Annotated in this window: 7 protein-coding genes; 1 reads left to right on the top strand and 6 read right to left on the bottom strand. The window is 66.8% G+C overall.

Annotated elements, in window-relative coordinates; all coding sequences use genetic code 11:
- Positions 1–12 precede the first annotated feature (12 nt).
- The 4 genes from MPARV_RS0111975 to eno form a co-directional block, all read right to left on the bottom strand.
- Positions 13–1,671 (bottom strand): ABC transporter substrate-binding protein, encoded by a 1,659-nt coding sequence (locus MPARV_RS0111975; protein ID WP_020378411.1) that lies wholly within the window; start codon positions 1,669–1,671, stop codon positions 13–15.
- Between the two features lie 133 nt (positions 1,672–1,804).
- Entirely contained in the window at positions 1,805–3,490 is a 1,686-nt protein-coding gene (locus MPARV_RS0111980; protein ID WP_012225692.1) for an ABC transporter substrate-binding protein, read from the bottom strand.
- Between the two features lie 38 nt (positions 3,491–3,528).
- Complete coding sequence (locus MPARV_RS0111985) at positions 3,529–3,801, bottom strand: FtsB family cell division protein (RefSeq protein ID WP_420886257.1); 273 nt, start codon at positions 3,799–3,801, stop codon at positions 3,529–3,531.
- Positions 3,802–3,958: 157 nt separating this feature from the next.
- Positions 3,959–5,263 carry a phosphopyruvate hydratase gene (eno, locus tag MPARV_RS0111990; protein WP_020378414.1) on the bottom strand — a complete coding sequence of 435 codons (1,305 nt, stop codon included), beginning with the start codon at positions 5,261–5,263 and terminating at the stop codon, positions 3,959–3,961.
- A 156-nt stretch (positions 5,264–5,419) separates the two neighbouring features.
- Here eno and MPARV_RS0112000 point away from each other — a divergent pair, with 156 nt between their 5' ends.
- Positions 5,420–8,905 carry an ATP-binding protein gene (locus tag MPARV_RS0112000; RefSeq protein ID WP_157789584.1) on the top strand — a complete coding sequence of 1,162 codons (3,486 nt, stop codon included), beginning with the start codon at positions 5,420–5,422 and terminating at the stop codon, positions 8,903–8,905.
- Positions 8,906–8,920: 15 nt separating this feature from the next.
- Here MPARV_RS0112000 and MPARV_RS0112005 read toward each other — a convergent pair whose 3' ends face one another.
- On the bottom strand, positions 8,921–9,514 hold the full coding sequence (locus tag MPARV_RS0112005) for an HhH-GPD-type base excision DNA repair protein (RefSeq protein ID WP_020378416.1): 594 nt from the start codon (positions 9,512–9,514) through the stop codon (positions 8,921–8,923).
- A 9-nt stretch (positions 9,515–9,523) separates the two neighbouring features.
- A complete protein-coding gene (locus MPARV_RS0112010; protein WP_031278423.1) occupies positions 9,524–13,039 on the bottom strand; it encodes an FAD-dependent oxidoreductase in 3,516 nt (1,171 codons plus the stop codon).
- Positions 13,040–13,082: the final 43 nt, after the last annotated feature.

Raw genomic sequence — 13,082 nt, forward strand, 5'->3', positions numbered from 1 at the left:
GGGCGTCCGATGTCACGCACCGCCGCCGTCCACCCACAGGCCCGTGACCGGGTGGCCGGACGCCAGGCCGGTAAAGGGCTTCTCGCCATCCACATCGGGCCCGAACACGCCATGGACGTTGGGCTGGGACGAAACCGTCCACAGGCTCCAGACCAACCAGATGTTGTGGACCTGGTCGGCGAAGCGCTCGTTCATCCCCTCGTAGATGCCGGCCCGCTTGGCCTCGTCGGATTCGACGCGGCCATCGTCGAGGGCCTTGTCCACCTGGGGATCGTTGATCTTGCCGAAGTTCACCGGTGAACTGCTGTGCCACCACACGTACTGATTGTCCGGGTCGCCGCCAGGGTGGTTGCGGAAGTACGCCAGCTCAAAGTCGCCGCCGATGGCCCGGTCGATCAGGGCCGCCTGATCGGTGGATGTCAGCTTCATCTCAATGCCCGAGTCGGCAAGCTGACTCTGGAGCAGTTCGGCGGAGATCTTGGTGGATGCATCGGCGGCGTAGGACATCGTGAAGCTCAGGTCTTTGCCCGTGGCCTTCTTGTAGGCCGCCGCATGCTCCTTGGCCTTGGCCACGTCGAACTCGGGAAAACCGGTGTCTTCGAGGTATCCGAGGTTGCCTGGCGCGAACGGGCCCGACGCGACGTCCTGCAATCCGGCGGCGCGCAGCTTCTTGAACTCCTCGCGATTGATGCCGTAGGCCACAGCCTTGCGGGCATCGAGGTTGTCGAAGGGCGCCTTGGCCTCGTTTGCCATCAGGTAGGTCACCTCGGCGGCGTCGGAGTTGGCGATCATGTTGATCGTGCCCGAGTCGGCGAGCGGCTGCAGTTGGCTGACCGCTTCACCACCGTTGGTGTGGATCATGTCGAACTGGCCGGTCTGAACGCCCTCCACCCGGGAGTCGGTATCGGGAACCGGGCGATACTCGATCTCGTCGAGGTACGGCAGTTGCGTGCCGTCGGCGTCCTTCTGCCAGTAATCGGGGTTCTTCACGGCCGTGAAGTGATCGTTGAGCTTCCACTCCTTCAGCTTGAAGGGCCCGGTGCCGATCAGGTCCTTGTCGCAGTTGTCCTTGCTGTCCAACTGGGCCTGAGCCGACATTCCCAACCGGCCGCTGGAGTACAGGAAGCTGGGTAGTGCCGGCCAGGGCGTCTTGGTGGTGATGGTGACCGTCATCGGATCGGTCACGTCCACCGCTTTGATGTTTTGGAGCACGAAGACGAACAGCAGCGGGCTACGACCGTCGTACTTGCCGCGGTAGGCGTCGAGGTTGTTCTTCACCACCTCGGCGTCCAGCTTGGTGCCGTCGTGGAACTTCACGCCCTCTCGAATCTTGATCGTCCACGAGTCAAAAGTGGCGTTGGGCTCGACCGACTCGGCCAGCATGGGCAACATCTTGCCCGACTCATCGGGCTGGACGAGGGTGTCGTAGATGGTCTTGGCCACCTGGATCCCCGAGATGGCCAACTGCGACTCGGCCAGGCACCAACCGGCGTTGGTTTCGGCCTCCAGGGCGTAGATCACCCGGCCACCGGACACCGGCGGGCCCTCATCGCCGGGCGCACCCCCGGCCTTCGCCCCAGAACCGCTGTCACCACCACCACCGCAGGCCGCCGCCACCAGGCCCATGGCCAGCGTCGCTGCGATTCCTCGCGTGCGCCGAGACATCTTCATGTTCGTTCCCCCAACATTTAGATATTCCCCACCGAGACCTGCGGCCAGATGTGACCGATGACGCTGCACTGTACCCGTCCCGACACATGATGCAACGGGGATGGGGTTCAGGTTTGGACGACCGGGAGCCCGACTACCCGTCGACCCACATGCCTGACACCGGATGCCCGGTGGCAAGGCCCGGGAACGGCGGCTTGCCGTCAACGTCCGGCCCCAGGATGCCGTGCACCTTGGGCGCTGAGACCACGCCCCACTTCACCCAGGCAGTCCACACGTTGTACAACTCGGACCCGAAGCGTCGGTTGAGCTCCTCATAGATCTTGGTGCGCTCAGCGGGGTCGGCATTCTCCCGGCCCTCATTGAGCAACTTGTCGATCTCAGGATCGGCGAACTTGCCGAAGTTCACCGGTGATTCGCTCTGCCACCAGACGTACTGCAGGTCGGGATCACCCCCGGGATGGTTGCGCCACAGCAATGCCCCGAAGTCACCGGCAATCGCCCGGTCGATCTCGGCAGACTGCTCGGTGGGTTGCAGCTTCAGTTCGATGCCGGCCTCGGCCAACTGCGACTGATACAGCTCGAGGGTGGCCTGCGCCTCGGCGTTACCAAAGAAGGGCACGAGGAAACTCAGCTTTTTACCCGTCGCCTTTTCGTAGGCCGCCACATGGGTCTTGGCCGCCTTGAGATCAAACGCCGGCAGACCGGCATCGGCGAGATATCCCATCGACCCGGGGGCAAATGGGCCCGAGGCAACCTTCTGCTGACCCTTGCTCAGCAGCTGATTCGCCTCCTCGCGGTTCAGCGCCTGGGCAACGGCCATGCGGGCGTCCGCATTGTTGAATGGGGCCTTGGCCACGTTGAACAACAGGTAGCTCACCTCGGCGAAGTCCGAGTTGGCGATCAGGTTGACCGCGCCGGCGTCGGCCAACGACTGCGACTCGATCAGCGCGTCGCCACCCTGCACGTGGGCGGCATCGTAGGTGCCGGTCTGGATGCCCTCGGTGCGCTGGCTGGGCTCCGGCTGAGGGCGGAACTCGATCTCGTCCAGGTACGGCAGCTGCGTGCCGTCGGCATCCTTCTGCCAGTAGTCGGGGTTCTTCGTGGCGGTGAAGTGGTCGTTGATCTTCCATTCTTTTTTGACGAATGGCCCGGTACCCACCAGGTTCTTGTCACAGCCCTTTGCGTCGTCCAGTTGGGCCTGCCCGACGATGCCAAGGCGTCCGTCATTCCACAGGAAGTTGGGGAACGACGGCCACGGGGTCTTGGTGGTGACCGTGACGGTCATGTCGTCGGTTGCCTCGACGGTGGCGATGTTCTCGAGCACGAACACGAACAGCAGTGGTGACCGGGCCTTGTACTTACCTCGATAGGCGTTCAGGTTGTTGGCCACCACCTTGGCGTCCAGCTTGGAGCCGTCGTGAAAGGTGATGCCAGGCCGAATCTTGATGGTCCAAGAATCGAACGTGGCATTGGGCTCGACCGACTCGGCCAGCATCGGCTGCATCTCGCCGCTCTCATCAGGCTGAACGAGCGTGTCGTAAATGGCCCGGGCGACCTGGATGCCGGAGATTGCCAGCTGGGCCTCCTGCAGGCACCAGCCGGAGTTGGTCTCGCTCTCGAGGGCGTAGATCACCGTGCCGCCGCTCTGGGGTGTGCCCTCATCGCCTGCGCCGGCGGTTTGTGACCCGCTGGAGCCCCCGGAGCCCCCGCCGCCACAGGCACCCAGCAACAGGGCGGCCGATGCCATGGCGACCAAGGACACCCTTCCCCAACCACGCCGCTGCGGCTTGATGATCCCTTGATGTCGGTGGGTGCTCATCTGCTCATCATCCTTTGGTGGGAGGCCTCACGGCGAGCTTAGGGCTCCGACGCCGGCTGAGCGGCCGGATCGAAGCTCCACCCCTTGGCCACCCACGGCGGCACCTCACCGCCCACGGTCGGGGGAAGCACCACATAGCTCTCCTCGCCGGGAAAGACCATGCCATGGTTGCGGCGGGCGAGTATCTCCACCTGCTCGGGATCCTCAAGTTCGGCCTGGCGGCGCTCCAACTTGGTGTTCTCCGCCCGCAGGCCAACCAACTCCGTCTGGGCACGGCCCAACTCGGCTGATTGACCGAAGAGGTTGCGCACCGGCAACGCCAGCACGGCGAGGAACAACGCCACCACCGACAGAGCCGCCACCCAGAACCAGCGGCGGCGCGATGGCATCTGGAGCACGCGCGGCGCAGAGCTACGGGTCGCCTTGTGCGCCTCCGACCTGGGCGAGCGAGCTGTGGCCCGCCCGCTCCTAGGTGCCATTGCCGCGCCGGTTCACAGGTCGCGGCGCCAAGGCGGCACCACCCTCGAAGACCGCCGACTCGCCCAGTTGTTCCTCGATGCGCAACAGCTGGTTGTACTTGGCCACCCGATCGGAGCGTGCCGGCGCCCCGGTTTTGATCTGAGCGCAGTTGGTTGCAACCGCCAGGTCGGCGATCGTGGCGTCCTCGGTCTCGCCCGAGCGGTGACTCATCACCGACGTGTAGGCATTCCGGGTGGCCAGTTGCACCGCCTCCAACGTCTGGGTGAGCGTGCCGATCTGGTTGACCTTGATGAGGATCGAGTTGGCAACGCCCACCTCGATACCCCGCTGAAGCCGAACCGGGTTGGTGACGAACAGGTCGTCACCAACCAGCTGGACACGATCGCCCAGCGCCTCGGTGAGCTGAGCCCAACCGTCCCAGTCCTCTTCGGCCATACCGTCCTCGATCGACACGATCGGGTAGCGGTCACACAAGTCGCTGAGGTAGGCCACGAACTCGCCCGCATCGAGGCTTCGGCCCTCACCGGCCAGCTGGTATTTGCCATCGGCATAGAACTCGGTGGAGGCGGTGTCGAGTGCCAGCGCCACCTCGTCGCCGGGGGTGCGTCCCGCCGCCTCGATCGCCTCGGTCAACAGGGCCAGCGCCTCTTCGTTGGAGCCCAGGTTGGGGGCGAAGCCACCCTCATCGCCGATGGCGGTGGACAGGCCCCGCTTGGCCACCACCGACTTCAGGCTGTGATAGCACTCGGTACCCCAGCGCAGCGCCTCGGAGAACGAGGCGGCACCGACGGGAACCAGCATGAACTCCTGCAGGTCCACGTTGTTGTCGGCATGCTCGCCACCGTTGATCACGTTGAGCATCGGCATTGGCAGGACGCAGGCCGAGACACCACCGACGTAGCGGTACAACGGCAGATCCAGGCTGGCCGCAGCCGCCTTGGCGGCCGCCAGCGACACGCCCAGCACCGCGTTGGCACCAAGGCGCTCCAGGTTGTCGGTGCCGTCCAGGTCACACATCGTCTGGTCCAGGTCGCGCTGATCCAGCGCGTCGAGGCCCAGCACCGCGTCGGTGATCTCGTCGTTCACCGCACCGACGGCGCCCAGCACCCCCTTGCCGCCGTAGGCCTCGCCGCCGTCGCGTCGCTCCACGGCCTCGAAGGCCCCGGTGGAGGCGCCCGAGGGCACAGCCGCTCGTCCAACCGAACCGTCGATCAGGCCCACCTCCACCTCCACGGTGGGGTTGCCTCGGGAGTCGAGGATCTGTCGGGCCAGTACGTCATCGATGATGGTCACGCTGGTCTTGCCTTTCCTGGGCGGGATCGCCTTGGGTGCCTGTGCCGCAACGACGCTAGCTGCGCTGCAGTAGCCGACCGCGGACGCCGCCCGACCCGAGCCCGGCACGGGGTTCGCTTTGGGCGGCGCAAGGCCGGCCTGGTTACGGTGAGCCTCGTGCCAGGGCCAGATCCACTGCCCACGGCAGACACTTCGCGCCGGCGCCACCGGATGCTGGTGCAACTGCTGGGTCCGCTTCGCGCCACGCTCGACGACACCAGGATCAACCTGGCCGGCACGAAACAGTGCGGCCTGTTTGTACGTCTGGTGCTGGCCAACGACGAGGCGGTGGGCTTCGACACCCTGATGGACGACCTCTGGCCCGGGCGGGACACCGTGTCGGCACGACGAAACCTGCAACAGCAGATCCATGCGCTCAGGGGCCTGGTGGGACGCGGCCGCATCGTGACCGTCGGCGGGTGCGCCTATCGCCTGAAGCTCGCAGCGAACGAGTTGGACTCGGTAGTGGCCGACGACGCACTCCATTCAGCCCGCAGCCTGGCCGAGGTCGACCCTGCCGCAGCGCTTTCGCGGGTGAGCGAGGCGCTGACGCTGTTCCACGGGCCGCCGCTGACCGAGTTCGCCAGCCACGACTGGGCTCGCAGCGACGCCGTTCGTCTGACACATCTCCGAGAGGACCTCAAATCACTTGAGATCCAGTTGCGCCTCGACAACGGCAACGACACGGCGCTGATTCCGGAACTGACGGTGCTCACCGAGAACCATCCCGAGAACGAGCGCTACTGGGCTGCCCTGATGAAGGCCCTGTATCGCGATGGCCGCCAGCAGGAGGCGCTCAACTGTTTCCAGGATGCTCGCCGACGGCTGGGGCAACAGTTTGGGCTTGAGCCAAGCCCCGAGCTCTACACCCTGGAACGCCAGATCCTGAGTCACGAATCGCTGCTGAAAGCACCGCCGCCCGCCCCGGCATCGACCATTCTTTCCGGATGCGACTGTTGGATCGATCGAGCCGGTGCGCCCCTTGTGGGGCGGGGCCCCGACCTGGAGCGCATCGACCAGGCCGTGGCGGGCGGCGCCCGACTGGTGCTGGTGAGCGGCGAGTTGGGCATCGGGAAGACCCGGCTCGTCATGGAGTTTGCTCGCCGCAATCCGACACGCAGGGTCTTCTACGGCGCCGGCGACGACTCTGCGGGCCGGTCGTTTCCTCCGATCGCCGACATCGTGGAACACGTCAACGTGCACAATCCCGGGCTGCTCCAGCGGCTCGAGGCCGACGCATCCATGGACGCCCTCCATCAGCTGATTGGGATCGAGGACACGGGTGCGCGGCACACGACCAGCCGCAGTGCGCTGTTGGGCGCCTTGGGCACCCTGCTGAAGCACCTGTCCGACGACGAGCCGCCGGTGCTGGTGATCGACCAGTTGGCCCAGGTCGATGCGGACACCTTGGAGGTGTTGGGCCGCCTGATCGGTCCGCTGGCCACATCGCCGGTGCTGGTGATCGGCATCGCCCGGACGGCCGAGTTGGTGCCGGACGCCCCCCTGGCCACGTGGCTGAACGCCTTACCCCACCAGACCCACGTTGCCGAGGTGCCGGTTCGGCCCCTCGAGCAGGCGGCGGTGGCTGAACTCGCCAGGTCGTTGGGCGACGATCGACTCGACGACGCAACCCTGCTTCGCCAGAGTGGCGGCAACCCCATGTTTGTCGAGCAACTCGCGCGCACCAGGGACGTCGAGGACACCACGTCGTTGGCGCGACTCGCATGGCGGCGCGTTGCAACCTGTTCCCCGCAGGCGGTGACCCTGCTGCGCGCCGCAGCCATCGACGGCCTCCATCCCCGCGGTTGGCTCACCATCGAGTTGGCGTCGTTGAGCCCGGACGAGTCGGTGGCGGCGCTGGAAGAGGTGATTGCCGACGGGCTGCTCAGCGCGCTGCCCGACGTGGACGCGGTCTCAGCCCGCAACGGAACCAACCCGTCAACGGGCCGCTACTGGTTTGTTCACGGCTTGATCAGGGACGTGCTCCTCGACCAGATCGGACCGGAACAGCGACGAGCGTTCCATCGCCGGGCCGCCGAGCTCCTGGCGGAGCGTCGTTCGGGCGGCGATCTGGTCCCCGCCGGAGACATCGCCCGTCATTACCTGTTGGCGGCTCCATCGTTCGGTCGGGGGGCGGCGATCAAGTGGTTGCGCGCCGCCGCAGCATCGGCCGTGCGCAACTCCGCCTACGACCGCGCCTCCAGCAAGCTTGCCTCGGCACTCGCCCTGATCTCCGACGACGCCGACGACCACGAGACGGCGGCCGAGCTGTTGATCGAGCGGGGTCGGGTGCTGTCGACCTACATCCACCAGGGCGAAGGGCGCATCCTGCTCGACCGTGCGATCGAGCGGGCCCGGCGCTCCGGTAGGACCGATCTGGCGGCGATCGCCGCGCTGGAGATTGGCGGGGTGCTTGCGATGGGCGACGTGAGCGACCCATCGATTGCGGACGTGCTGTCCGCCGCCCTGCAGGAGCTCGGGGCTGAGAACCCTCACCTACGCGCCGAGTTGCTCGCCCGCCTGGCGCAGTTGCGCTACTGGGACACGCCTCTCGCTGAGCGGACGGCAATGTGCGATGAAGCCGACCGTCTGGCAGCAGGCGCCGGCGCGGCCGTCCGGACCCGGATCGGCATCAATCGGTATTGGGCATGCGACATCGACGCCGACACGGTCGTGACCTGGAGCCTGATCGAGCGCCTCGGGTCACTCGCCGCCCAATCCGGCGAGAAGATGTTGGCCCTTCAGGTGCTCAAGTGTCGCCTCCACACGACGCTGGAGGGCGGTGACCTTGAGGCGGCCGACGACGTTGCCGCCCGCTTTGCAGCCTCGGCCGCCGAGGTCGGCAGCGCCGACATGCTGCGACTCGACCGGTTGTACGCCGCGATGCGCGCCGGCTCGCGGGGGGAGTACCACCTGGCATCGGAGTTGGCAGTCGAGTCGAGCCGACTGCTGGCCGAGACCGGGCGGGCCTTACACGCTCAGGTGGTCGACGGTCTGGTCCGCTTGCCCTGGCAAACGATGGTCGGCGACCATCGGGCGGCCGAGATGACCATCGACGTGCTGCGCATGTTCTCCGAGCGCGGGTCGCTGTGGGTCATCTTCGATGCCTGGTTTCACGCCGTCTCGGGCAACCTTGACGCGGCGACGGCGGCGGCCGACGAATTCGACCTGGAGTCGTTCCTGGGTGAGGAACGCCAACAGAACCACTGGATCCTCGCATCGACAGCCGTCCTGGTCGCCCAATTCACCGGTCGCACCCAGTGGGCCGCACCGCTGGCCGCCTGGTTCGGCGAGCAGCCCGAGGCTTCCGTCCACTTCGGACAAACGATGTTCCTCGGGTTTGGCTGGCACTACCTGGGCATCGCCGAGTCGATGTTGGAGGGTGCCGAACACAAAGAGGCGGCGGTTCAGGCACTGGCGACCGCTGCCAACCGATCTGCCCGGGTGGACGCCACGCCTTGGCGGCTTTTTGCCGAGGTGGAACTCGCCCGACTCGGAGTGGGGCCCGATGGGCGGGGCGACGCCGACCCGTCCGCCATCGCCGCCGAGGCCGAGGACCGCGGACTCACCTTGCTGGCCAAGGGCGCCCGCTCGCTGGCCTGAGCGCTCGCTTGGCCCCTACTCCTGCTTGGTCTTGCCCTTCTGTTTCTGCGCCTGCTTCCACTGGCGCACCAGCGTGAGCTCAGCGGCGCTGCCCACGTCTGCGGCTGATCGGGGCGCGTCGTCGGCGAACACCCCCGCCGCCTCCCGCCAGCCGTCCGGACGGATGCCAAGACGCTTGGCCAGCAGGGCGACGAAGATCTTGGCCTTCTCCTCCCCGTACCCGGGCAGGGCGCGCAGGCGCCGATACAACTCGGAGCCGTCGGCTGCGGTGGTCCAGACGGCCGACGCCACCCCGTCGTACTCGTCGACGAGCATCTCGGCCACCGCGTGTGCCCGCTTGCCCATCGACTTGGGGTAGCGGTGAAGGGCCGGCTTCTCGGAGAACAACTCGACCGCCCGATCCTCGCTCAGAGCTGCCAACCCTGCGGGCGAGAATGAGCCGGGCTCGGCCGCCTCCATCCGCTCCCGAAGCCGGGAAGGCGATCGGAACGCCCACTCCATGGGTACCTGCTGGTCGAGCAGCATGCCGAGCAACAGCGCAAAGGGATCGTCCAACAACAGCGCGTCGTCATCGGGATCGCCGGTGATGGGAAAGGTCGCTTCGGTCATGGCCCGAAGTTACCGGTGGTCTCCAAGAAAGTCGACGATGTGAGGAAACACGTCACGATGGGCGCGACGCCCCAACAGCCCGTCCAGGTGTGCGTATCCAGGCAACTCGATGCGGTGGTGCAGGTCCGGACCGTGGTGCGAGCGCAGCCAGGCCACCGAACGGGCCGAACCGGACGGCAACACCAAACGGTTTCGGGTACCGGCCAGAAACAGGATGGGGAGCTTCAATCGCTCCACGTGGGGCATATAGGAGTCGTCACCGGCGGCGTCCACCAATCGCCCGGACGTGAACATGGCGCCAACGTGGTCCATGCCCCGAAGCGACCCCTCCCCGAACAGTTCGGCGATGCGGTCGTGGGTGTACCGGTCGAGGTTGGCATGAGCATGGGTGGGTCCATAGAAAAAGAACACCCAGCGACACACCGGCGAATCGCACCGCTCACCGTGAGCCAGCGGCGTCGACCGCACCGCCAGGTCGGCCAGCCGCGCCGAGAGCCCGGTACCACGGTCGGGAAACACCGAGGTGAAGCCCAGCGCCTCCAGCTTGGGCCCCGGCCGCAGGCGCGCTCGAAGCCGGGTGAACCCGGGCACGTCAAAGTGCGCCGACATCTGGGAACACACCACCGAGCCCACCCCCTCCAACCCATCGAGCAGCGACATCAGCACCGTGGCCGAGCCGACGCAGTGGGCCACCACCGACACCTCCTCCGCGCCGGCCTCGCTGCGAACCCGGTTGACGGCGGCCGGCCAATCGAGGCGTGCGATCTCGTCCAGGTTGGACGGCGAGCCCGCCCCGGGAAACAGGATCGACGATCGGTAGTCGAAGAGCCACACGTCGTAGCCCGCCGCCACCAACACCTCGGTGAGGTTGGGTGCCGCGGCGTCCAGCAAATAGTGATCGGACGACATGCCAAAACCTGGTGCGAGCAACACCGGCCCGGCGGTCCCGCCCCGGAAACGCGATAGACCCACCACCGGTTCGGCAGGCATCGCGTCGGACCAGGTGCCGTTGCGATCGAGCCAGCTTCGGGTTGGCTCCGGCAACGCCAACTCACGCCGTCGTTCCAGTTTCCGTTGTGCGTCGCGCAGTTCCTTGCCGGCCACCGCCACCTTGCCGAAGGCACCGGTCATCGGCAGCGCGAAGGCCCCCAGGAACGAGCCGATCGCACCCGCCTGTTCCCTGAACGACCCACCTTGGGGACCTCGGAACGACAGGCCCATGCGCACCGCGTCGAAGGGGGCCAAACGTGCCATGCCGTACGACCTGATCGCTCCCTGCTCCGGCGGATCTCCAAATTCGGGGTGAATGGCCACCACCATTTCGGTGGCGTCCCACAACCAATCCATGCCCGGCTGGTCAAGAATCAACTTGTCGGCATCCAGCCGGTACCGCCCGCCGGCAACGTCACGAAGGCCCAGCCGGTATTCCATGCGGTGCCCCACCGACTGATCAGGGTCCTCAACCACCAACCGCAACGTGCCCCAGGTGACCGTCATCGGCGCGGGGTGCAGTAGCGGCGCCTCCACGGTGCCGGTGACCCGAAGCGTTGTGCCCTCAGGGTCGCGACGCACCTCAGCGGGGTCGTCCACCGCCACCCGCAGCGACAGCGTGATCGGCGAGGCCTGACCATCGACCATCACGTGACCACCAAGGCGCTCACCAAAGCGAACCTGTGGGCCGACCACCACCGGCGCCGTCCCTTCGGCCGATGACCCCTCGGGCGGGGACACCGGCTCGACCGGGTCCGGATCGAGGCCCAACTCCAGCAGCAACAGCCGGGCTGTCCGCTCAGCCAGGGCCGCGATGGTGAGCGACGGGTTTGCCCCCAACGACCGAGGAATGATCGACCCATCGGTCACGTACAGGCCCCGATGCACGTGTCGACCCATCGCCCCGGCGTACACCTGCCCGCGATCGTTGACGACGCCGTCGCCTGCGTCACACGACATCACGCAGCCGCCAAGGGGATGCACCGACACCGGCCGGTTGCCCAGTCGACCGCGGTGGCCCGGGTTACCCACCGGGCGCCCGCCCAGTTCGCGCGCCGCCGCTGCCAGCCGCCGTCCGCCCTCGGTGAGTGACCGCTGCATGCCGGCGCCCGGCCAGCGGATATCGATCCCCGAACCGGCCAACACCACCTCGCCCTCGGCATCGTCGGCCGACATGAACAAGGTGGTGGTGGTGCGGCCGACCGCCCCGGCATACGGACCGTCCATGAGCGAACGCAACCAGTCGCGAATGCGTCCGGGCCCCTCGTTCAGGGGCAATTTGTCGAGGATCGCGGAGATTGCGATCAGCAGGGGGGTCAGCCGGGCGAAGGCCACCGGCACGGTGCCGTCCTGCATCATCCAGGCGTCAACGCCTGGATCATCCGGCGCGGCGTCCTTCGGGGTACCACGGATCATCCCGGTGATCGTGGGTCCGACCCCCAGCCAGCCATCGCCGGAATCGCCGGGCACGCCCACCGAGCCCACATGGGCGTCGGTGTCGAACCCCCACGCGATCAGGTCGCCGTTGCCGGAGAAGCGTTGACCCAACATGGGCGAGACGTCCAAACCGACCGCTCTGGATCTGAGCAGGATTTCGGTGGAACCAAGGGCGCCGGCCGCCAGCAGCACCTGATCGGCCTCCACGCGGCGCTGCACCGATGGGTCCATCGTGTCGGCCACCACCACCGCCCAGCCGTGCGCCGTGGCCTCAACCCGTTGCACCGAACACCGGGCGAACACCGAGGCGCCAAGGCGGCGTGCCCCATACAGATAGTTGCGGTCGTAGGTTTGTTTCGCTCCGACATTGCACCCGGTCATGCAATTGCCACACCCGTTACATGCCGTCATGTATTCGCCGGTGCTGTTGAAGCCGTCCTCAAAAGCCACGTTGAGGGGCGCCCGCTGGACCACTCCGCCAACCTCCTCGGCCTCGGCCATGGCCTCCAGCGCAGTCAGCTTGTCGACCCTGCGCCCATCGGGCAACGGCGTGGTGCCCACCATGGACCCCACGCGGTCGAAATCATGTGGCCACTCCGGATCCTCCCTGATCGCCGTCGGCCAGCGCCGGTCGCCCATCACGCTCTCGTCGGGCACCACCGAGACCGACGCGTTGATCAACGAGGTCCCTCCCACGCCGCAACCGGTCAGCACCATCAGGTCGTCGAAGACGCGCAGATCGAAGAGCCCGTCCGCCGGGCCGACCCGGCGACCGTGACGCCACAGTTGGGCCTGGGACAGCAGCTCGCCGGGCGATTCGGGAAACGTTCCGGTTTGCTGGGCCCGCCCGCGCTCGAGGACACCGACGTTCAGCCCGGCGCGAGCCAGCCGGTAGGCCAAAACGGAACCGGCGGGACCGGTGCCCACCACGAGCGCGTCATAGCGCGTGCGCAGGCACTTGGGCCCGGTTCGAATCGGACAGGGTTTCGGGGGCTGTGGGTCGATGTACCCACAGTTCATCGCCAGAGCGTGAGCACGCAACCAGAATGGACGGCGATTGAGTGGAAAATGAGTGGCCATTGACCAGATGCCGTCCATCGTTGTGCAGCATCGGGCACACTATTGAAACCTCATTCGCTTC

Origin of the sequence: Candidatus Microthrix parvicella Bio17-1 (genome assembly GCF_000299415.1) — a bacterium.
GTDB lineage: Bacteria > Actinomycetota > Acidimicrobiia > Acidimicrobiales > Microtrichaceae > Microthrix > Microthrix parvicella.

What these genes read in the sequence shown, in the direction of transcription:
- MPARV_RS0111975 (WP_020378411.1), bottom strand. Translation starts at nt 1,671, where the DNA reads ATGAAGATGTCTCGGCGCACGCGAGGAATCGCAGCGACGCTGGCCATG.
- MPARV_RS0111980 (WP_012225692.1), bottom strand. Translation starts at nt 3,490, where the DNA reads ATGAGCACCCACCGACATCAAGGGATCATCAAGCCGCAGCGGCGTGGT.
- MPARV_RS0112005 (WP_020378416.1), bottom strand. Translation starts at nt 9,514, where the DNA reads ATGACCGAAGCGACCTTTCCCATCACCGGCGATCCCGATGACGACGCG.
- MPARV_RS0112010 (WP_031278423.1), bottom strand. Translation starts at nt 13,039, where the DNA reads ATGGACGGCATCTGGTCAATGGCCACTCATTTTCCACTCAATCGCCGT.